General features: G+C 36.0%; 18 protein-coding genes and 1 tRNA gene. 6 read left to right on the forward strand and 13 right to left on the reverse strand.

From position 1 onward, the window contains the following. Positions 1–65: 65 nt before the first annotated feature. Both CWS31_RS03830 and CWS31_RS03835 read right to left on the reverse strand, forming a co-directional pair. Positions 66–887, reverse strand: a complete 822-nt coding sequence (locus CWS31_RS03830; protein WP_170252757.1) for a M90 family metallopeptidase — start codon at positions 885–887, stop codon at positions 66–68. A 239-nt stretch (positions 888–1,126) separates the two neighbouring features. Beyond that, complete coding sequence (locus CWS31_RS03835) at positions 1,127–2,011, reverse strand: AraC family transcriptional regulator (protein ID WP_101344420.1); 885 nt, start codon at positions 2,009–2,011, stop codon at positions 1,127–1,129. A gap of 109 nt (positions 2,012–2,120) precedes the next feature. Between CWS31_RS03835 and CWS31_RS03840 the strand changes: the two genes are divergently transcribed. Continuing rightward, a complete protein-coding gene (locus tag CWS31_RS03840; RefSeq protein ID WP_101344419.1) occupies positions 2,121–3,275 on the forward strand; it encodes an aminotransferase-like domain-containing protein in 1,155 nt (384 codons plus the stop codon). A gap of 128 nt (positions 3,276–3,403) precedes the next feature. Here the strand turns inward: CWS31_RS03840 and CWS31_RS03845 are convergent, their stop codons facing one another. The 7 genes from CWS31_RS03845 to CWS31_RS03870 all read right to left on the reverse strand — a co-directional run bounded on the left by CWS31_RS03845 (position 3,404) and on the right by CWS31_RS03870 (position 12,354). Continuing rightward, the gene (locus CWS31_RS03845) at positions 3,404–4,879 is read right to left on the reverse strand and encodes a DUF3943 domain-containing protein (RefSeq protein ID WP_101344418.1); all 1,476 of its coding nucleotides are present in this window, start codon (positions 4,877–4,879) and stop codon (positions 3,404–3,406) included. An 862-nt stretch (positions 4,880–5,741) separates the two neighbouring features. Beyond that, a complete protein-coding gene (locus tag CWS31_RS17530; protein ID WP_170252756.1) occupies positions 5,742–5,918 on the reverse strand; it encodes a hypothetical protein in 177 nt (58 codons plus the stop codon). A gap of 248 nt (positions 5,919–6,166) precedes the next feature. Beyond that, positions 6,167–7,606, reverse strand: coding sequence for an NAD-dependent succinate-semialdehyde dehydrogenase (locus CWS31_RS03850; RefSeq protein ID WP_101344417.1), 1,440 nt, complete (start codon positions 7,604–7,606; stop codon positions 6,167–6,169). Between the two features lie 84 nt (positions 7,607–7,690). Next, positions 7,691–9,049: a GTPase HflX gene (gene hflX / locus CWS31_RS03855; RefSeq protein ID WP_101344416.1), complete on the reverse strand. Its 1,359-nt coding sequence runs from the start codon at positions 9,047–9,049 to the stop codon at positions 7,691–7,693. 639 nt (positions 9,050–9,688) lie between these two features. Then, a tRNA-Ser gene (locus tag CWS31_RS03860) sits at positions 9,689–9,779 on the reverse strand. A 164-nt stretch (positions 9,780–9,943) separates the two neighbouring features. After that, positions 9,944–11,818 (reverse strand): carbon-nitrogen hydrolase family protein, encoded by a 1,875-nt coding sequence (locus tag CWS31_RS03865; RefSeq protein WP_101344415.1) that lies wholly within the window; start codon positions 11,816–11,818, stop codon positions 9,944–9,946. 167 nt (positions 11,819–11,985) lie between these two features. Then, entirely contained in the window at positions 11,986–12,354 is a 369-nt protein-coding gene (locus tag CWS31_RS03870; RefSeq protein WP_101344414.1) for a hypothetical protein, read from the reverse strand. Positions 12,355–12,980: 626 nt separating this feature from the next. On the opposite strand from CWS31_RS03870, the gene CWS31_RS03880 reads away from it, so the two are divergent. The 4 genes from CWS31_RS03880 to arsJ all read left to right on the forward strand — a co-directional run bounded on the left by CWS31_RS03880 (position 12,981) and on the right by arsJ (position 17,335). Continuing rightward, the gene (locus CWS31_RS03880; RefSeq protein ID WP_101344412.1) at positions 12,981–13,874 is read left to right on the forward strand and encodes a metalloregulator ArsR/SmtB family transcription factor; all 894 of its coding nucleotides are present in this window, start codon (positions 12,981–12,983) and stop codon (positions 13,872–13,874) included. 79 nt (positions 13,875–13,953) lie between these two features. Beyond that, complete coding sequence (arsB, locus tag CWS31_RS03885) at positions 13,954–14,979, forward strand: ACR3 family arsenite efflux transporter (RefSeq protein WP_101344411.1); 1,026 nt, start codon at positions 13,954–13,956, stop codon at positions 14,977–14,979. A 79-nt stretch (positions 14,980–15,058) separates the two neighbouring features. After that, positions 15,059–16,081, forward strand: a complete 1,023-nt coding sequence (locus CWS31_RS03890; RefSeq protein WP_101344410.1) for an ArsJ-associated glyceraldehyde-3-phosphate dehydrogenase — start codon at positions 15,059–15,061, stop codon at positions 16,079–16,081. A gap of 12 nt (positions 16,082–16,093) precedes the next feature. After that, complete coding sequence (arsJ, locus tag CWS31_RS03895; protein ID WP_101344409.1) at positions 16,094–17,335, forward strand: organoarsenical effux MFS transporter ArsJ; 1,242 nt, start codon at positions 16,094–16,096, stop codon at positions 17,333–17,335. 87 nt (positions 17,336–17,422) lie between these two features. Here arsJ and CWS31_RS03900 read toward each other — a convergent pair whose 3' ends face one another. The 3 genes from CWS31_RS03900 to CWS31_RS03910 form a co-directional block, all read right to left on the reverse strand. Next, positions 17,423–17,674, reverse strand: a complete 252-nt coding sequence (locus CWS31_RS03900; protein WP_101344408.1) for a hypothetical protein — start codon at positions 17,672–17,674, stop codon at positions 17,423–17,425. A gap of 31 nt (positions 17,675–17,705) precedes the next feature. After that, entirely contained in the window at positions 17,706–18,236 is a 531-nt protein-coding gene (locus CWS31_RS03905) for a peroxiredoxin family protein (RefSeq protein ID WP_246143335.1), read from the reverse strand. Between the two features lie 176 nt (positions 18,237–18,412). Further along, positions 18,413–19,609, reverse strand: coding sequence for a cell division protein FtsZ (locus CWS31_RS03910; RefSeq protein ID WP_101344406.1), 1,197 nt, complete (start codon positions 19,607–19,609; stop codon positions 18,413–18,415). Positions 19,610–20,190: 581 nt separating this feature from the next. On the opposite strand from CWS31_RS03910, the gene CWS31_RS03915 reads away from it, so the two are divergent. Then, positions 20,191–20,613, forward strand: coding sequence for a type II toxin-antitoxin system HicB family antitoxin (locus CWS31_RS03915; protein ID WP_101344405.1), 423 nt, complete (start codon positions 20,191–20,193; stop codon positions 20,611–20,613). A 406-nt stretch (positions 20,614–21,019) separates the two neighbouring features. Here CWS31_RS03915 and bioD read toward each other — a convergent pair whose 3' ends face one another. Further along, complete coding sequence (gene bioD / locus CWS31_RS03920; protein ID WP_101344404.1) at positions 21,020–21,802, reverse strand: dethiobiotin synthase; 783 nt, start codon at positions 21,800–21,802, stop codon at positions 21,020–21,022. Positions 21,803–21,804 lie beyond the last annotated feature (2 nt).

Consider the following 21,804-nt stretch of genomic DNA (forward strand, 5'->3'; position numbering starts at 1 on the left):
TTTATATTGATAATAGTATTTTGATATACATATTTTAACAGTTCGTTTTGATACTTCTGTATTATTTACCAGTGCATTGGATCAACTTTATAGTAATTAGTAAGCTGATTATAAAGCTCTGGATGCTCTGTTGAGAATTGCTTCGCTTTTTCAAAAAAAACCTCACTCACAACAGCGAAAAACTCAGCTGGATTAGTTGCGCCATAGTAGTCAAATATTGATGGAATACCTAGCTGAGCTTGTTTTTGTAATAAAGTAAATTGGCTAGAAAATATTTCAGACCATGATTGATAGTTTTGCTCTTTACCTAATATAGGTGCACCATTTGCACTACCATCTTCTTGATCAAGTTGATGAGCAAACTCATGAATAACTACATTATGGCCATCATTAGGAAGCTCTGCACCATGAACACTATCCTGCCATGATAAAACTACTTTGCCAAAATCCCATGACTCGCCAGATAAAGTAATTGAATTACTTGATTGTGTGCCATCTGCTTCGCGTTGATTTTGCTGTTTAACAAACGCACTAGGGTACACTAAAATGGTTTTTAATTTAGGATAATAATTAGTTTTTCTGTTTAATAATAATAAACAAGCTTGCGCAGCAATCGTTACTCTTATTTCGTCGGTGATTTCAACACCATTACAGCCAATAAAGTTTTTTTCCGCGATAAATACCTGGATGTGTTGTTTAAGTTGTAGCTGTAAATCTGTAGGCATCTGCCTAAAATATGGCATACGTTTTTGAATAATTTGACGCCATTGTTTTGTAAAAGGTAGTTTCTTTAATTTGTCACGTTTACGCTCAAGCATGAATGGCTTGCTCATCAGATACATAATAATGCCTAAACCAACACAAATAGGAAGTAGAACAATCATGATAAAGCCTTGAATTATAATGGCGCATGTTAAGCGGATAAAAAGTTATTAATGATCTTGGTCTGTTGATGAAGTAATTCAAGTTAGATAAGAAAGTTATACACATAAATTATGTTAATATTGATAACACTTCTTCTTGTTAGCTAATAAATTATTTCCCCATATATGGCTTACTCATATACTTTTGAACATTTATCAATTAGCTTTATTTAATTAGAATTTATTAATTTAATTAAATAAAGCTAATTAAACAATGATATAGGCAAACAAAAGGCTAACTCAAATTGCTCATTTTCAGCTAAAAATTGATTTTTGCTGTAATGCACATAAGCGGGTGTTGATAACATTTTATAACCAGAATTTGGCAACCAATGCTCTAAAATATTGTTTAGCTGCGGTAATAATTCGCCGTACTTACCTTGTAGTTTAAATACCGCGTGTAAGCCTCCTGGAATGGTCATGCTATTAACAATACCGCGGCATAAAATGGGCGACTCTATTGAAATACACGCTACATAACGACATTGTTTAAGGTCTACCCAAGCAGGATTAGAATGATGCACACCAAATTGCTGCGAAAAATCACGCCCTTGTATATTTGCCCATGCTTGTAACGTTTGCCAAGCATTAGCAATTGACCGACCGTACCCTTGGTGCCTAACATAAGCAACATGGCGTTTAGGTAAAGTTACAATTTCACATTTAGGTACAGGCATATTTTGTAAACGTTCATAACAAGCCGCGATTTCACTGTCAGCCAAAAAAGGTTTGTTTTTGTGTTGTCGCTCGCTAATTCGCCATTGCCCCGGTGAGCGATCAAACATTGACTTAAATGCCCTACTGAATGAGGAAACGGATGAAAAACCAGATTTTGTAGCAATGTCTAATACTGAAGATTTTGCATCAAACATTAGTTGATTAGCTGCAAACTCCATACGTGCCCTGCGAATATAATGATGAACAGATTCGCCAACCACTGATTTAAATAAGCGATGAAAATGTTGCTCAGAATACGCTGCAATTCCCGCTAAATCTTTAGCTAATAATTCATGACTAATATCTTGATGAATATAATAAAGTACATCATTAATTCGTGATATTTGTTGGCTAGTATGAATATTGGGCATTAATAGGCTCTAAAAGCATAAATGGACAGTTATAACAGCATAAACGGACAAGAAATTAAATACAAGTTATCGTAATCTTTCCCCATCAAAAATGTGCGAATGTATTACCATGAAATTAGCTAAATCTTTACAAGAAATTCAACCATCATATATCCGAGAAATATTAAGTGCTGCGTGTGCTCCTGGTGTTATTTCATTAGCCGGTGGTTTGCCTGATGCAAAAACGTTCCCATTAGCATTAATGGCTAAATCATTAATTGATTTACCTAATCAACCTCAGTTGTTTCAATATGGTAATACCGCGGGTTATACGCCTTTACTTGAGCATTTTAGTAACTATTATCAATTACCAGCTTCACACAGCAGTATTATTTGTACCGGCTCACAACAAGGTTTAGATCTTATTGCCCGATCGTTTATTAACCCTGGTGACAGTATTGTAATGGAAGCTCCTAGTTATTTAGGCGCAATACAAGTATTTGGTCTTGCTCAAGCCAATATAGAAAGTATTTCTCAACGTGCTGATGGCCCCGATTTAGAAGAGCTAGAAAGCTGCTTTGCGACTAAAGATATTACCTTGTTTTATGCCGTACCTGATTTTCATAACCCTACAGGTGTATGTTGGTCTATTGACGTTCGTAAAAAAGTTGCGCAATTGTGCCAGCAATACAATGTTGCTTTTATTGAAGATGTGCCTTACCGTGAATTACGCTTTAAAGGTGAGTTTTTACCACTTGTTTCAAGCTTTTGCCCTGAGAACTCCTTAGTGTTACGTTCTTTTTCTAAAATTGCTACGCCAGGTATTAGACTGGGTTTAGTGACAGGTAGAAGTGATTGGATAGCGCCACTTAACAAAGTAAAACAAGCGGCTGATCTACATTCAAGTATACCAATGCAAGCGGTATTATTAAACTTATTACAGCATGATGGCTTTGAACAGCACCTTGAAGTATTGCGTGGTCTTTACAGCGAAAGATATAAAGCATTACTTGATAACATTGCTTTAAAGCTACCGGCAAGTTGTGAAGTTAATGAGGTTAACGGTGGGATGTTTATTTGGCTTTCATTGCCTGATTGTGATGTCAATGCATTAGCTCAAACTGCACTTGAGCACGGTGTTGCTGTTGTACCTAGTTCTGTTTTTTATCAAGAACGAGAAAATGTTAAACCAGCCCTGCGTTTAAACTTTACTAATGCAAATATTGATGAGCTTAGCGAAGCGATTGACCGTTTAGCCAAAGTAATAGAAATCCATTGTAAATAATTTCAGATAGAAAGCGCTAATCGAAAATAATAAAAAGCTAAACTGAATCCCCCATGAAGTTATAATTCATTAAAACATAATTAATTATAACTTCATGGGGGATTTTATAAGTTAAAAACCTAAAACCGTTATCGCTGACCCTTACCTAAGAAATATATCAAGCGCAAAGTTGCATTGTTATCGACTGTATCCTCACTAGGAGTGAAGTAAAAGCGCCAGTCTAGCTGTAACGCAAAGTTATTATTCAGTTTATAATGGCCCCCGCCTCCAGCGTTAACTGCGAACTTAGCGGTATCATCTTCTTTCATCCACAAAACATCACCAAAACCTGCGGTTAAGTAAGGTCGTAAATCACCTTTACTATTAAAATAATATTGGCTGTCTAAACTATAGTTTTCATAAGTTTCTTTGTTGTTACTGGTTTCATTGAGAAACACGCCTTTGCTATAACTTACCCTACTTGAAAAACTTGGCGTAAAGTATAATCCCAAGCTGTATTCTTTAGTTTGGCCGCCATCAACACCCCAAGTATTATCTAACTGAGCACTGCCTATACCATAACTTAAGCCAATAATTCCGGTATCAACAGGATCTGATTTTCTATAAGCTCTTTTCGGTTTATTACTAGCAATATTACCGCCATCACCTAATTGAAATTTTACGTTATAGCTAATTTGATTATCTGTTTTACCCTCACTGCCGTAAGGAATGTCTTTAATACCTACATAGCCAGTACCGGCAATAATAATTTCTTTACCAAAAATATTATTAATTCCAGCACTCATGTAATCGGCGGGATCGAGAAAGAAAAAGGCGGTATTACCAAGCATGCTTGACCCCCAAATTTCACCACCACTCTTTTTAAGCGCCATTTCTGTATTAAAAGCCCATTCACCGTAAGCCCAACCCAGTACTGGCGTAATAACTAAATCTTGTACAGAAGGGACTTCCGCAAACGCCTCAATACCATATTCCCAGTAAAATGTAGACATTAACGTAGAATAAATAAAAGCATCCCATTGTCGATAACCTGATTTACGCGCAACTTGGTAATATGCGCCGCCAAAATAAGGGTGACCAAGTAAGTTTAATGCACCTGTGTCTCTGTCCCATACTGGGCCATCGGTTACATTTTCTGACCATTTACTACCGAGGCTTTGCTCCGAATCCCAATTAGAAATATCTTCAGGTAATAACGCAATAATACCGATAACACCGAAACCATAACCAAATATAGCTTTGGTTTGTGACCAAACCCTTGCGCTATCTTCACCATTTTTAGGATCAAAAAGTGAAATTTGATAAGGTGAATTATAAAAATCAGGTCCTGGGTTTAAATTTTCCCAACGTGTATTAGTGGCATGCTCTCTATAGACATCTTTTAGATTATCGGCAGTATCAGCGGGAGATTGAGTAGTATTACTTGCTAAAGTGGTAGAGGTAAGTTCAGTTGTTGAATTACTTGATATAGAAGATGATTGTGCAGCAACCTGGCTAGATATCAAAGTCGGTAATAACAAGCTTGTTGAAACTGATACCGCTAAAGCAATTCGTTTACTTACTGGTACCTGCTTTAGGTTTTTACTAAAATCCACTTTATTCATGTTGCTTATTTATGTGCTAAATAAACAGCACAAATCCTTAATTATTTTAATAATACCAATTGAAATAATAAATAAATCATTTGAAATGGTATACATAATCAAATTCTGCGTTGCGCTTAATAACGCACTTTGAACTTGAACACATACACGCATTGAACTTTGATCCATTCTTTAATTTATTTGCTTAAATACCATACTGTAACTATGTTACAAAAATTATTTTACAATTTTATAAAAACGAAAAGCCCGTTATTGTAATAACGGGCTTTTTCTAATGTTGCGGAGATCAAAGCAAGCGGCAAAGTAATTTACTTGTCTTGTTTGAGCTTAATAATCTAACCAACATCGATTTATTGTTCTACTTAATGACGGTACACAATAAATTAACAGTTTATTAGCAAAAGTGTTATTTAATGCGTAGTTACAAAAAATCGTATTATATTAGGTTCGGGAAATGAGAGCAAGATGTTCGAGGATTAAAGGGTTTTCTTTTCAATATTTATATTTCCAGTGAAAAAATACCGATTAACTAACCTGGGTTCGGGATAATAAAATTTAAAGTATAACAATATCAACTATTTGCACTAACGAATTTACAATAGTTATTCGTAGTTTAAGGCGAGAAAACGAAGCCAATAACGAATTGTTGGGAGTTTTTATAACGAAAGAATATGGATAAATAAGGCTGTTGTAGTACTTTGCTTATCCTGAACTCAGGTTAACTATGGTAGTTAACTGCTTTGTTATGAAAGTAGATCACAAACGGGTTAATGAATACCAATTGTTCAATGATAAGGTACTAAATTAACCCGCATGGTTATAGTTATTAAACTATTTATATTTTACGTATTTACTGGGCTATTTAAGCTTCAACTTCTACTTTGGTATATTCGTAGTTAAATGCTCTAACCTTTCTGCCTGACTCGGTAACAAACTCAACGGTTGTTGAACGAGGTAATATTAATACCGCTTCAAATTCTTCACCTGCTGAACAAGTCTCAGGACCACATTTTATGTCTTGTGTTAATTTAATTAGCATTACTTCTTTTCGCCTTATTTTTTTTTGCTCTGTTGAATAATTACACGAATCATATCATTTTTTTTAGATAAAAATTAGTGCCATCATAAAAAATGTCAGATATGAGCTTAAATAGTGTTTAATTTTAAACATTTATTTATATTTCAATTATATTTTAAGCTACCTGGGGATAAGCAAAATGCTACAACCTATTCTATCCCTATGCTCTTATATTGGTTGTTAACTATAAATTACTCGTTGTTCAAGATTTAAATACCGCCCATACTCAAATACTTAATTTCCAAATAATCATCAAGACCATATTTAGAGCCTTCACGACCACTGCCAGATTGCTTTATGCCACCAAAAGGCGCGGCTGCATTTGAAATAGCACTATCGTTAATCCCTACCATACCAAATTGTAACGCTTCAGCTACGCGCCAGACTCGACCAATATCTCGTGCATAAAAATATGCCGCTAGACCATAGTCTGTATCGTTAGCCATATCAATCGCCTGTTGCTCCGTATTAAAACTGATAATTGGTGCAATTGGACCAAACACTTCATTCGTGGCAATAGGCATAGTATTAGTAACACCCGATAATACGGTTGGTTGATAAAAATTTTCACCCAGATCAGAATTACCACCCGTTAACAGCTCAGCCCCGGCTTTAATCGAATCCTCTACTAGCTGTGTAACCGTACAGGTCGCCTCTTTAGTAATCATTGGGCCAATACTAATATTGTCATCAAGACCATTGCCTAACTGTAGTGATTTAACGGCACTTACAAACTTGTTGGTAAATTCTTCTAAAATACTCTCTTGCACTAAAATTCGATTTGTACAAACACAAGTTTGTCCCGCATTTCGAAATTTAGAGCTTATGGCCGACTTTACCGCTGCATCAATATCTGCATCGTCAAAAACAATAAAAGGCGCATTACCACCCAACTCCATAGAAACCTTTTTAACGGTTGAAGTACATTGTTTAAGTAGTGTTTTTCCTACTGCTGTAGAGCCTGTAAAAGTAAACTTGGCAACATCTTTATGAGTTGTTAATACCTTGCCGAGCGTTTTAGAGTCATTACCTACCACCACGTTAAAAACACCTGGCGGTATACCTGCTTGAATTGATAGCTCTGCTAACGCCAAAGCTGATAAAGGTGTTAAGGTCGCAGGCTTAATAACAAAGGTACAACCTGCCGCTAATGCTGCTGCCGCTTTTCGAGCAATCATTGCATTAGGAAAGTTCCATGGCGTTATTGCTGCAACAACACCAACGGGCTGTTTAATTACAACAATACGTTTATCAGCACTTGGCGCTTGGATGGTGTCACCATAAACGCGTTTGCCTTCTTCAGCAAACCATTCAATAAATGAAGCACCGTAAGCTATTTCACCTTTTGCTTCGGCTAAAGGTTTTCCTTGCTCTAACGTTAAAATCGTTGCCAGTTCATCTTGATTAGCCATGATCAAATCAAACCATTTACGCAAAATGATTGAACGGTCATCGGCAGATAACGCAGACCATGCTTTTAATGCCTGTTTGGCAGCTGTGACTGCGTTTTCGGTATCAACAACATTAGCGTTGGCAAGCTTTGCCACTAGCTCTTGGTTATAAGGATTAATTACATCAAATGTGTCTTCTGATGAAAGCCATTGTCCATTAATAAAAGATGAATGTTTTACTAAACTTGAATGAATCATAATGTCTCCGCTTTTTGTTTTGAACGTGAAAACTGCTTCATTGGTAGAGTTATCATTTTTAACTTTTTTGAAAGTTTATAGTGATTAACTCATTTTCTTCTTTAAACGTGCCAATTCAATTGCATTTGAGCGTACCGTCAGTTTTATATGATCATATTCATATTCTTCTTTAGTAACGCTCATTGTAGATCTAATTTCTCCCATTATACCTTTAGCTGTGTAGGGAATAATTAGCTCTTCTTCAATCATTTCGTTTTGTGCTACATCCTTAATATATTGATGCAGCTTAACAATATCAAGTGGCTCTCGCGCTGACATCATCATAGCATCAGGAAATTCTGTTGTTAGACTTTGTTGTTGCTCAGCACTGAGCTGATCTGATTTATTTAATACCAGTAATTTTTTACTATTTTCAACACCTACTTCTCCAAGTACTTGATGAACAACATTAAGTTGGGTTCGAAAAGATGGATCTGAAGCATCAACAACATATAATAATAACGCAGCATCATGGGCTTCAGCCAATGTAGAATGAAAGGAAGCTACTAAATCGTGTGGTAGTTTTTTAATAAATCCAACCGTATCTGATACTAATATGCGTGGTTGAGTGGCTGGATAAAGCGCTCTAACCGTCGTATCAAGAGTAGCAAAAAGTTTGTTTTCACTCTCCACATCACTACCTGTTATCGCTCGCATCATTGAAGATTTACCCGCATTGGTATAACCCACCAACGCAACACAAAATAATTCTGACCGTTGACTGCGTCTCCCTTGCATTTCATTTTGAACACTCACTAACTCGCGTTTAAGTTCAGCCAATTGATCGCGAACTTTACGACGGTTTAACTCTAAAGTAGTTTCACCTGCGCCCTTACCCATCTGACGTTCTTTATCACCACTAGAAGATTCTCTAAGGCGCGGTGCTACATAATTTAGACGAGCAATTTCAACTTGTAATTTAGCGGTTTTAGTTCGGGCATGGCGACTAAATATTTCAATGATAATGCCGGTGCGGTCAAATACCTCAACCCCTAACTGGTTTTCAACATTGCGTAATTGCGACGGACTTAAATCGCAGTCAAATACCACCACATCAGCACAAGCAAAAGATAGGTTATCTGATGGCACTTCAGAAAATGATGCTTCATCCATTAAAGCTTCATTGAGTGATTCAGCGTAATTTTCAGCTTCAATATCTTCATCAACGACACCTTGATTACCCGTAAGGTGGGCTATTTCTGCTAACTTCCCTATCCCTAAGACATTAACTCTTTTGGTTGAACTTTGTCTTTGTGATTGTGTACCTACCACTTTAAAGCCTAGAGTAGTAACTAACCGTGCTAGTTCAGCCAGAGATTCCGTTGCTTCATTGCCTTTAAAATCTGGGGTGCAAATAGAAATAAGTAACGCATTAATTTTCGATGGTTTTGCGGTTAACTGCATAATTTGTGTATTGGAGCACGAAGTGCAAACCTAGTTTATATCTAAAGTAGATTGATCCTACGCTGTTATGGTTAATGTTTATAGAGCTATAACAGACTAATAAACTTTTATTAAGAATATTTGATTTAATACTTATATTATAAGGAAGTATTAAATCAAACTGTGGCGGTGAGATAAAAAATTTGAACTCTTGCATAGGTTTAGCGCTGCAAACCCAATTCTTCCATGGATCATAAAAGCAAAAAACCCGTTAATTCTTTTGAATTAACGGGCTTTTCTAAATGTGACGGTAAGATAGAGATTTGAACTCTTGAATAGGTTTAGTACTACAAACCCATTGGGTTGGCCAAAATCAAAACGAAAAAAAACCGCGACTTGTTAAAGTTGCGGTTTCTTAGAATGTGGCTGTGAGATAAAAATTTGAACTCTTGCATAGGTTTAGCGCTGCAAACCCAATTCTTCCATGGATCATAAAAGCAAAAAAACCGTTAATTCTTTCGAATTAACGGGCTTTTCTAAATGTGGCGGTGAAATGGAGATTTAAACTCTTGGATAGGTTTAACGCTACAAACCCGATTCATTTACATTGAAAAGCAAAAAATCCGTTAACTCTTGCGAATTAACGGGTTTCTCTAAATGTGGCGGTGAGATAGAGATTTGAACTCTAGAAGGGCTACAAACCCTTGCCGGTTTTCAAGACCGGTGCTTTCGACCACTCAGCCATCTCACCTGAAACTAGTAAGAAACAATGTTGCTGTTCCTCAAAAGTGCGCGAATTCTAAATACTGGGGCGCTGTTTGTAAAGACCTAAATGACATATTTATTAAATAAATTTCTATATGCTTATAAAAAGACCATTAAAGAGCTTTTATTGTATTTTATTTAGTCACTAAATTAGTTTTTTATTGCCGCCACGGGGTGCACAATCGCTTTAGTTATTTTACCAAACTGGTGCTTAACTAATGGCTCATTTAAATAGCCGTTAAACTTTCGACTACGCCATTGCGGTAATAAAGTACTCGCCTTGCTTACATTAGGTCTTGATACCGCTGACTCTACTGTTAAATTAATAATCAAACCGGTCGATTTAATCTCTTTCAGTTTATTTTTACTATAAATATTATTTTTATCGTTAGCTGCATTAATAACGGAAACTGAATTAGCAAAACTTTTTTCCCTACTTGCCGCAACAATACACACTTTATTTTCAGTAGCTCGGGCGGGTAAACTGAACTCAACCTCGATAGATTCTTGAATATCAAAAGGGACAAGTAATAAATGTGCGTTATTTATTGCTGCCACACTCACTAATTCCGCTATATTGGCATCATCAGCGGTTAACATGGCAACATTTATAGTACCTTGCTCTAAAGGCAGTGCTATTAAATTAAGTTTATCGCCAAGTGCAGTCCATTGGTAACGCTGACAAAAGTGAAGTTGTTGCTGTGAGGCAAACACCCCCTGCTCGCTTATAATAATGGCTTGGTGAGTATCATTGATAATGACACTGGTACATAGATACTGAAACGGCCTAAGCACCGCACTCACTTGGCTGATTAATTGCTGACACAAACGTGCTATTTCTGCTCTTTGCGCCGAGTCTTGAGTTAATGCTTTATCAGTAACGAAAAATAACTCAGGCAATTGAATAATGTCTGAAAGGTTATTTTCAATATAATGACAAACATCATTAATAGCTTCTTCATTGGGTTTATAAGTTGCAAATATAGCTACATTCGCTGTAGTAGGAACCCGTGAGGCTTTATCATAACTCTCTTGATTTAAGCACTGACTTTGCTGAAGGTTTGCTTTTGTAGATGCGCCATCAACCGCTGCTTGAACAGAGTAAAGCTCAGGACGGCGCTGGTTAACAATTGATGTGCCATCAGGGCGATATTTAGTATTGATACCAACTATCGATTTTGCTTCATTATCAGTCAAGTCAATATCCGCAAAAGTAAACCCCTCTTCAGTACCTCCTAACTTTGCTAATACAAGTCCTTGTGGTGATATTATTTGGCTTTGCCCTGAGCCTATCAGAAATTCTTCAATATTTTCACCAGACAAATTAGTAGCTAAAGCTTCTTCATTCATTAATGAGCCTACTTTATTAGCCGTGGCGATAAAAATGTTATTTTCACTGGCAATCGCTATGTCGTGTAACTGACTTTGATCTATCGTAAAAGTATTGTATGAATTACAAATAAGTTGTGCACCAGCTAACGCTAATGTTCGAGCAGGATGAAAGTTCATGCTTTGCTGGCCCGATAATAAACCTAATTGAGTGTTCTTTTTATGGGACTGTAGTATTGGAATAACCTGAGCCGCTTCACTACCTGTAATAAAATACTTTTGCTCAAAGCCGGATAAGGTTTGCTTGTCTTGCTGATGAATTAGTTTCCCCAGTGGAGAGAATAAACAAGAGGTTACCGTAATGTTTGATTTAGCATTTGATTCAGCCATGCTAACAGTTATGTTGCGGCTAAGATCACGCTTTAAACTAATATTAATAACTATATAACAGTTATGTACCAACGCTTGCTCAGCAATAGCTTGTAGAAATTCACCCTCTATAGACAAAGCTTGTTGCCATGCATGGTTATGATCGATGTAAGATGGTTTAAAATGACAAAATAGCGTATTACAATATTCAGGCAATACAATGATATCGGGCTTACATTCGGCTGTTTTTGCTATAATGCGTAAACAATTTGCTAAATTTTGTTGGGTATTTGCAGAGCTAGCAAACTGAGAGACGGCGACGCGCATAAATTGATTTTCCGATAATTGGCTCAAATAAGAGCAGACAAGCAAAATTAATAAGTTTGAAGAGTGATATATTTTACAGTAAAAAAGCAGTTTTTGGTTGGTTTCAGCTTATTTTAGCGTAAATAATCAGTGTTTAGCTATTTCCCCTAACTTTACTCACGCTAATATTATTCACTACAAGGGCAGCTAACTGCGGGTAAATAATTAAGCTTATTCTCAAAAAACAAGTTAAAAACAAAAGCTAATTTTAATGGTAGCTCAACTATTAACTCATGTTCATCAGCCGAGAAATTTATTTTTTCATTAGTTTCAAATAACCAACCACCACAAGCATAGCCAACTAGTGGTAACTCCCTAGGTTCAATCGACATATCTTCTGCTATTTCCAATAACCATGAAGAAGCATTTGCTTGAAAGTACCAAGAATACCCTTTAAACCTACCGCGAGCTTTGTAAATAATTGCGCTTTTAAACTGGTTTGGCCCCAAAGTTACCTGCTCGACCAAAATATTTAGCTTTATGTTAGCAAGAGCCAAATTGCCCTCCGTTAATTTTTAAAATTTATTTAACGATATTATATCTTGAATTCAAGTATTATTAACTACATCAGCACCATTTATAGTTAGCTCGACTTAAGTGATTTAAATGAGTTAAATGAGTTAAATGAGTTAAGTAACCTTAGCTTGGATTAAGTATTTTAATTTTAATTGCATAAGTTGTTAAGAAAGCCTGTGTACGAATTGATCGCCTGCTTGACAACATGACTCGTATTTCACTCGCATACAATACGTCACTTCGTTTTATATGAATAAGAGGCACAAACGCTTTATGGTCTAAACTAACGCTAGTTACGTGATTACAGTTTGCTTTGATTCTTGCTTGGTTAATATCCACGAATAAAATTCCTCTCGTTTAACGTTCCCTCATAATATGCCAATACAGATTGTTCAATTGCTTAAAGATGTACTGTAAATGTGTGTATTTGTACAACTTTAATTATTTTAAAAGTTAAATATCTAAATTTACTTACTAATTGGGCTACCTGAAACTTTTATACTAAATGTATTGAACAAATTTTTATAAGAAATTATGGGTAAATAAATTTGAATATATGATATTTCATATATATAATGTTATTTATATTTACTTTTTAAGATGTCCTATGAAAAAATCAACACAATTAAAGTCAAAAGTCTTATTCTTATGTACTGGTAATTCGGCAAGATCACAAATGGCCGAAGCCTTACTTAAACATAAGGCCGGTAATAAATTTGAAGTACATAGCGCTGGAACTCTCCCTGAGCAAGTAGACGATCGAGCAATTGAAGCCTTAAGCAAATTTGGGTTAAATTCGTCAGACTTAATTTCTAAAGATGTTTCGACTTTTACCGGACAACATTTTGATTACGTTATTACCCTTTGTGACAAAGCAAACACAGAATGCAGAGACTACCCTAACGCGAAAAAGCAATTAGCTTGGGATTTTCCTGATCCAAAAGACCGTGCAGGAAGTAACCCTTTTTCTGTCACTCTTAATGAACTAAATAACCGACTTTCAATGTTTCTTCTGGTTGAAGATAAAGCATTACGCCATAAAACCACCCCGCCATTAGATCAAGAAAACAGCAGTACAGCTTCGGTAAATAAATCTCAAGAAAACGAGAGCGAGCTTAAAGTATTTGACAGTAATGATGATAATTTAATTGATTTTATTCCTACTGATTTCTTTAAATGTTTAACAGATCAAATTCGCCTAAAAACATTAATGCTAGCTCATTATCACGGCGAGCTTTGTGTATGCGAATTGATGGAATCTTTAGATGAAGACTGCCAACCAAAAGTATCGCGTAACCTTTCCGTACTAAAAAGAGCACGCGTTATCATTGATAGAAAGCACGGCCAATGGGTGTTTTACCGTATTAATCCTGATTTACCTTTGTGGGCTAAATCTATTATTGCGCAAACAACAGAAAATAATATTTCGCTTATAAGCGAAGAGTTAATGCGATTAAATTACATGAAAAACAGGCCTGAAAGAAGCAGCTTTTGCAAGTAAAAAGTATCAAGTACATCATTCTTTTTTGTATATATAGATAACAAATTTTCCAACAAACAATAAATAAAAGGACATATCTGTGGGTGTTTTTGAGCGTTATTTATCAGTATGGGTCGGGCTTAGTATTATCATTGGGGTCGTATTAGGTTTATGGCAACCTGAAGTATTTCAAACTATTGCCAACTTTGAAATAGCACACGTAAATATCGTAGTGGCGGTATTTATTTGGGTGATGATTTATCCAATGATGGTACAAATTGATTTTTCTGCCATCAAAGATGTGGGTAAAAACCCGAAAGGATTAGTATTAACCATTGTCATTAACTGGTTAATTAAACCATTTACCATGGCGGGCTTAGGTTGGTTGTTTTTCAATGGACTATTTGCCGACTTGGTTGACCCCGCCTCAGCACAAGAATACATTGCGGGTATGATTTTACTGGGGGTTGCGCCCTGCACCGCCATGGTATTTATTTGGTCGCAGCTAACTAAAGGCGATCCAAATTACACCTTAGTACAAGTGTCTGTGAATGATGTGATCATGATATTTGCTTTTGCGCCCATTTCTGCACTATTGCTAGGCGTAAGCGATATTCAAGTACCTTGGGAAACCTTACTTATTTCTGTTGTACTTTATGTATTACTGCCCTTAACCGCAGGCATTATCACCCGTAAGAAGCTAAACAACTCTGCCAACAATAATAACGGAAAATCTCTTGAATACTTTTTAGCGGCTATGAAACCCTGGTCAGTTGTAGGTTTATTAGCAACGGTCATTTTATTATTTGGTTTTCAAGCAAATACCATTGTTGAAGACCCATTAACTATTGGTCTAATTGCTATTCCGTTAATGATTCAAACTTACGGTATATTCTTAATCGCTTTTATCGCAGCAAAATTAATGAAGTTACCGCATAACATTGCAGGCCCAGCCTGTTTAATTGGTACCTCTAACTTTTTTGAATTAGCCGTAGCAGTTGCTATATCACTGTTTGGCTTACATTCAGGTGCGGCGTTAGCAACAGTGGTTGGCGTACTGGTTGAAGTACCTGTGATGCTGTCACTGGTTTACTTTATTAATAAAACCAAACACTGGTTTAACTAATTTTTTTATTACGAATCGCACATATTTAATTTTTATATTTACATAACAGTTACATTTTAAGCATAAATTAAGGAATAACATGACAATTAAAATAGGTATTAACGGCTTTGGTCGTATGGGACGTTTATCAATGCGCGCAGCATTTGATTGGGATGATGTAGAAATTGTTCACATTAACGATCCCGCTGGTGATGCGGCAACACTTACGCACCTAATTAACTTTGATTCTGTACAAGGCAAATGGAAACACGAAGCAACCAGTGAAAAGACTACCGATGGCGAAGTTATGCTAATAAACGGCAAAACCATCCGTTGCACACAAAATGTAGCGACTCAAGATACCGATTGGTCAAAATGTGATGTAGTTATTGAAGCGTCAGGTAAAATTAAAACCAAAGCATTATTACAAGCTTACTTAGAGCAAGGTGTTAAACGCGTTGTTGTAACAGCCCCTGTTAAAGAAGACGGCGTGTTAAACGTAGTAATGGGAGTTAATGATGATTTGTATGACCAAGACATTCACTCTATTGTTACTGCCGCCTCATGTACCACTAACTGTATAGCGCCTGTAGTTAAAGTTATTCATGAAAAAATTGGTATTAAGCACGGTTCAATTACCACTATTCATAACATTACTAACACCCAAACCATTATTGATGCTCCGCATAAAGACTTACGCCGCGCACGTTCATGTGGTACTAGTTTAATACCAACAACAACGGGCTCGGCAACTGCCATCACTCATATTTTTCCTGAACTAAAAGGAAAGCTAAATGGTCATGCTATTCGGGTGCCATTAACTAATGCTTCAATTACTGATTGTGTTTTTGAAGTTGAAAGAAATACTAGCGTTGAAGAAGTTAACCAATTGCTAAAAGACGCGGCAGAGAATGAACTTAGTGGTATTTTAGGTTTTGAAGTACGTCCACTTGTTTCTGTTGATTATAAAGGTGATCCGCGTTCAAGCATCATTGATGCGCTTTCAACTATGGTAGTTAACGATACGCAAGTGAAATTATACGTGTGGTATGACAACGAATGGGGCTACGCAAACCGTACAGCCGAGCTTGCATTAAAAGTTGGTTTGGCTGATAAAAAGTAAGCAGGAATAATCATGTCTATCTCTTCACTAAAAGCTTTATCACCTCAAGTTAAACAATACTTGGTGATTACCGGTAATTATTGGGCGTTTACTTTAACTGATGGCGCACTACGCATGCTAGTTGTGCTGTATTTTCATCAGCTAGGTTACAGCCCTTTAAATATTGCCATGTTGTTTTTGTTTTATGAAGTGTTTGGCGTAATTACTAATCTTGTTGGTGGCTGGTTAGGCGCAAGGCTCGGTTTAAATAAAACCATGAACATTGGTCTAGGCATGCAGATTATCGCTTTAGCTATGCTAGCAGTACCTGCAGAAATGCTTACCGTTGTATATGTGATGATTGCTCAAGCATTATCAGGTATTGCCAAAGACTTAAATAAAATGAGCGCTAAAAGCTCGATTAAGTTATTAGTGCCACAAGAAGCAAAAGACGGTGAAGCAACCCTATATAAATGGGTTGCTATATTAACTGGCTCTAAAAATGCTTTAAAAGGTGTTGGTTTCTTTCTCGGGGGCCTACTCCTCACTTTATTTGAGTTTAAAGGTGCGGTAATACTAATGGCGTCGTTATTAGCCTTAGTGTGGATTTTTAGCTTAATTATGTTAAAAGCTGATTTAGGCAAAGCCAGTTATAAGCCCAAATTTACCGAGATATTTTCTAAAAGCCCTGCAATTAATACTCTTTCAGCGGCAAGAATGTTTCTATTTGGCGCGCGTGACGTATGGTTTGTAGTCGCACTACCTGTTTATTTAGCGGTTACCTTTGATTGGGATCATTGGTGGGTGGGCACTTTTATGGCAACTTGGGTTATCGGTTATGGCATAGTGCAATCTATTGCGCCAATGTTTACAGGTAAAAGTAAAGGCATGGTACCTTCGGGTAAAGCCGCATTTATGTGGGCAAGTTACCTTACGCTAATTCCTGCTGCAATTGCCCTCGCCCTGCATTATGATTTTCATATTCAAATATCAATCATTATTGGTTTGTTAATTTTTGGTGCTGTGTTTGCCGTAAACTCATCACTGCATAGCTATCTGATTGTCAGTTATGCAGGGAAAGATGGTGTGTCGATGGATGTTGGCTTTTACTATATGGCTAATGCTATGGGAAGGTTAATAGGCACTTTGTTGTCTGGTTGGGTTTATCAAGAACACGGATTAGCCGCTTGTCTTTGGATATCTTCTGCCTTTTTAGCTATTGCTACTTTATTGTCAGTAAAATTGCCTAATGTCAGCCAAAAAATCCAGCATTAAAGAATAAGCTAACACCAAATCAATAAAAGTAAATATCCCGAGCTCGAGATAAATAATTATCAAGTAACCTGTAAATACTATTTCAGGTTACTTATACCAAACCTTACCACCAATAAACTTAAACGCTGGCGTACCTCTAACTAAACAATCTCTCACGAATGCTTTATCACATTGCGGGCAAGTACAAGAGATTAGCGTAAAGTCTTGGCTAATTCTTTCTTTAAAACATTTTACTAAAGCGCCCTTGCCACCTTTTCTATATTTAAATAGTAAAAAATTACAATTTTTGCAGAAAATATCTATTGTTTTGTTTGGACCTTTTTTGTTGGGTTTAGCCATATTTACACATTACGTTAACTTGATTTCAAGTTTATTTTGTTTTTTGAGCGACGTTTAAAGTACCTAAAGTATCAGCCATATCTTGGGCTGCTGTTTTAGGAGAAACATCCTCATCAATTTTTATGATTTTGCCTTCTTTTGAAATATAAAAAGTCACACGACTAGCAACGCTTACCATATTAAGCACATCATAGGCTTTAGCAGCCTCTTTACTCGGATCACTTAACATTGGAAAGTCAGCGCCAGTTTTTTCGGCAAAGTCACGATTATCATCAAGCGGATCAACACTTGCCATAAAGTAACTAACATCATACTCACGTATTAAATGGCCATCTTCTGTCAATGATTTGCATTCAATGGTACAGCCTCGAGTGTTTGCCATAGGATACCAGGCAAGTACAACTGCTTGCTTATTTTTGTAATCACTCAATTGATAGTAATCGCCGTTAGTGGCTTGTAAGTTAAAGTTAGGCGCTTCGTCGCCTACTTTAAGATCAGTTGCTAGCACTGAAAAGCCAACAACACTTGCTAAACTACATAATAATTTAATTGATGTTCTCATGTTTTTTATCATTTTGTTACTCGTAAAATTAAGCGTTAATGGATACTAGAATATTATTCGTTGCAATAAATATACGTTTCAATAAATTATAGGATCACATTATTTGACCGCAGGTACCAGAAAATAAAATGTAATGAGCGAAATCACGATGAAAAAACGTTAAAATAAGTTAACAATTACAGTCGATTAATAGCCATTAATTTTCGCGTAATTGCAGGTATATCGGTTAATGACTCACCTTGATTAATAAAACTCAGCTCATCATCTATATAATCATGCTCTGGAGCATATGAATTGGCGACAACTCCGTGCTGGTTTTCATGTAGTTTAGTTTGGCCCTCACTGTGTTCAGACTCTGGTATTGGCATTAATGGTGTCTGTTCAATATCTATTATCGGTTTTGTAACTGTTTTTTCGCTAGTTATCCCCGAGCCAATAATCAATATTTCAATTTCAGATGTTAAGTTCGGATCTAACGTAACGCCTGGTACGATAAGTACTGAGCGATTAGTTATTTTTGTGCGGATATGGTCTATTAAGCCATTATAAGTAGAAAGTTTAGGCTCTGACTTACAAAACAACTGGAATATAATACCTTTAGCTGTATCAATATTAGCAATAGAAACCAGCGGATTATTAAGAGCTTGATCTAGAGCGTCGAATGCTTCTTCTTCTGAATTCGCTTTTCCTACCCCTAATATAGACTCACCTTCATAAGACAAAATGGTTGAGAAGTCATTTTTATCAACGTTAACGTAACCTGTTTCATTTAACATTTGTACCAAAGCAATAAGTAAGTTTTTAAGTACCTCATTACTTTGGTTAAACGCAGAGAATAAGCCAACACTTTCACCTAAGCCTTTCAATAACAAATCATTTGATAAAGTAATGTAAGCATGAATAGGCTCTTTTATGTCGTCGATGCCTTGTAAAGCATAATCTAAACGCTTTTGTCCTTCTGACTCAAAAGGCAAAGTAACAATTGCCAAACAGTTAATTTTTAATTCACGACAAATTTTAGCAACTAACGGACTTGCGCCAGTACCAGTACCGCCACCAAAGCCTGCCGTAATAATAACAATATCACTATCCATAATAGCATTTCGCAATAATTCCTCACTTTCTTGCGCGGCTTGAAAACCTATATCAGGATCAGCACCAGCACCATAACCATTAGTTAGGTTCTCTCCGATAAGGATCTTTTTCTCTACATTAATACTGTTTAGCGCGGCAAGATCTGTATTCACCGCAATTAAATTTACTTGCCCAGATAAGTTATTTTCATGCAGCATATTTACCGTATTGCAACCACATCCGCCAATGCCAACTACCGTGATTAATAACTCTGGATTACCGTGTAAAAGTTCTTTCATATTAGTCCTTATGAATAGCCTCATAAATAGTTAAATCAGTTGCCTAAAGCAAAAGTAAATGTCGCTAATTTATAGTGAAAACAAAGGCCGTCTTGAGCGTTATTTATTGCATTTTTCAAAACATATAATGTTCATTTATTAAGCGCTTAATCTACTTTTCTAGGTCTTATTTTTGACAGTTATTAACTAAATTATTTTGTATTTGTCTTTTCATTATAGAGATCAAATTCTACATGATCCACACAAATGATAACTCTTAGATCCCTTTTATAGGATCACTTGTAAACCAACAGTTATTTTTATTATTAAGCATTAATTTTACGAAAATAATAAACAGTAAATAAACCACAGAAAAAAAATTTAGATTAATAGTATCTATAAACCGAAGTAAACAGTTACCTACATAAAGACACCGGAGTTACTAGGGTTATTCGCACATAATGATACAGAGTTACCAGAGTTACGAACGTATTTTCTTTAGGGGTTATTGGGGTTATTTATATGTTGCACTGCAGGGTTATTGGGGTTATACTGCTTTTAATGCTGTTTAAGTGTATTTTTAGTGCTGTTAGGAGTTAAAAATGAAGTACGCAATTATGTTTATATTTGATGAAAAAAAAGACAATTATCAGGTGTCAGTTCCCGACTTACCTGGCTGTGGAATTACCACTAAAACGATTGATTTAGGGTTAGAGGAAATAACAGAATCGATAAAGTCTCATCTTGCTATTTTGGCTGAATATGGTGAAAAAGTGCCTAACGCAAACAGCTTAGAACTGCATAGAAAAAGTTACATGCAAGAAAATCCTTACACGTTTTCACAGGCTTTTTGGGCAATTGTAAGCATCGATATAACGCCCTACTTAGGGAAAAGTCATAAAATAAATGTGACATTACCTGAGTTATTGATTAGCCAGATTGATGAGAAAGTAAGTAAATCAGGAGAATATAAAACCCGTTCAGGTTTTATTGCCAGTGCCTGTTTTGCAGAGTTAGCAAAGTAGTAATATCACTTAATTAAAAAATTGATCAAAATTTAATAAGGATAAATATTCAAGTTCAAGAAGAGATTAACTAGAAGTATAAATAAAATAGTTAGATACTGGAGTGTAATTACATAAGATTGGCTGCAACGCAGCAACTTATTATTCACATACATTCTATGATTTAATTTTATAATTCATAGAATGTAAAGCAAACATGCTACTTACATCGTTAACGAATATTGCCCTTTTCACCGATAGACATTTTAACTAAGTCTCAGGTTGATCCCTACTTTTCCATCTATGATCAAGACAAGTATTTTTATATAGCTATTGGTTGGATCAATTAATCTTTCGGGGTGAAAATTTAGTATTGGACTTAGTGAAATATGAGGATTAAATATTAAATAAGGTATACAGAGTAAAGTTAGGAAACTATAGGCGCTAAGTTTATTTTGCTAGCGACTTGTTTAATTTTATCTATAAAAGATATTTTGTTACCCTGCTCATCAACATCAGCAATAAAATTGAACTGGGCAATTTTCGGTATAGGAAGTAACTGCTCAAGTTCATCAATATTTTCATTAAGATTACTCATTGAAATTTCGCTGGCGCAATTAGCAACCCAGCCAATACAAGTTAGCCCATCTGCTTTAATTGTTTCAAAGGTTAATAGCGCGTGGTTTAAACAACCTAATTTCATGTTTACAATTAGTATAACCTGATGTTGTTCAGCGATAGCAAAATCAGACAGAAATTGATAATTGCTTGAATCACTTTTGCTCTCTTGGCTTGAACTTCCTAGCGGTAAACGCCAACCACCTGCGCCTTCTGTCAAAATATAATCAACATCAACGCTTTTTGCTGCTGCTTTTACTGATTGGTAATACTTACTTATTTCAGTAATAGTTATTTTTTTGTTGTGTTTTTTCGCGGCAATATGTGGCGCAATAGCTTCTTCAAAGGCAATTGGATTAATGTTTTGAATACTTTGCCCGCAATTTGCAAACTCACTCAGTAATTTTGCATCTTCATTTATCAATTGCTCTTTAACTAACTCGCAACCTGCGGAAACAGGTTTGAATGCAGCAACTTTACATTGTCGCTTTGTTAATGAATTAACTTGCTGGGATAATGCATAAATAAGCGCACAACTAACAAAGGTTTTGCCCGCATCAGTATCTGTGGCGGTAATAAATAATTCTTTCATTA

The organism is Colwellia echini (assembly GCF_002843355.2).
GTDB lineage: Bacteria > Pseudomonadota > Gammaproteobacteria > Enterobacterales > Alteromonadaceae > Colwellia > Colwellia echini.

Bases quoted from the DNA above. Each gene is read 5' to 3' on its own strand.
- CWS31_RS03910 (WP_101344406.1), bottom strand. From the start codon at position 19,609: ATGAAAGAACTTTTACACGGTAATCCAGAGTTATTAATCACGGTAGTT.
- hflX (WP_101344416.1), bottom strand. From the start codon at position 9,049: ATGCAGTTAACCGCAAAACCATCGAAAATTAATGCGTTACTTATTTCT.
- CWS31_RS03900 (WP_101344408.1), bottom strand. From the start codon at position 17,674: ATGGCTAAACCCAACAAAAAAGGTCCAAACAAAACAATAGATATTTTC.
- CWS31_RS03865 (WP_101344415.1), bottom strand. From the start codon at position 11,818: ATGCGCGTCGCCGTCTCTCAGTTTGCTAGCTCTGCAAATACCCAACAA.
- CWS31_RS03845 (WP_101344418.1), bottom strand. From the start codon at position 4,879: ATGAATAAAGTGGATTTTAGTAAAAACCTAAAGCAGGTACCAGTAAGT.
- arsJ (WP_101344409.1), top strand. From the start codon at position 16,094: ATGTCTATCTCTTCACTAAAAGCTTTATCACCTCAAGTTAAACAATAC.
- CWS31_RS03905 (WP_246143335.1), bottom strand. From the start codon at position 18,236: ATGAGAACATCAATTAAATTATTATGTAGTTTAGCAAGTGTTGTTGGC.
- CWS31_RS17530 (WP_170252756.1), bottom strand. From the start codon at position 5,918: ATGCTAATTAAATTAACACAAGACATAAAATGTGGTCCTGAGACTTGT.
- CWS31_RS03880 (WP_101344412.1), top strand. From the start codon at position 12,981: ATGAAAAAATCAACACAATTAAAGTCAAAAGTCTTATTCTTATGTACT.
- bioD (WP_101344404.1), bottom strand. From the start codon at position 21,802: ATGAAAGAATTATTTATTACCGCCACAGATACTGATGCGGGCAAAACC.
- CWS31_RS03835 (WP_101344420.1), bottom strand. From the start codon at position 2,011: ATGCCCAATATTCATACTAGCCAACAAATATCACGAATTAATGATGTA.
- CWS31_RS03915 (WP_101344405.1), top strand. From the start codon at position 20,191: ATGAAGTACGCAATTATGTTTATATTTGATGAAAAAAAAGACAATTAT.
- CWS31_RS03890 (WP_101344410.1), top strand. From the start codon at position 15,059: ATGACAATTAAAATAGGTATTAACGGCTTTGGTCGTATGGGACGTTTA.
- CWS31_RS03850 (WP_101344417.1), bottom strand. From the start codon at position 7,606: ATGATTCATTCAAGTTTAGTAAAACATTCATCTTTTATTAATGGACAA.
- CWS31_RS03840 (WP_101344419.1), top strand. From the start codon at position 2,121: ATGAAATTAGCTAAATCTTTACAAGAAATTCAACCATCATATATCCGA.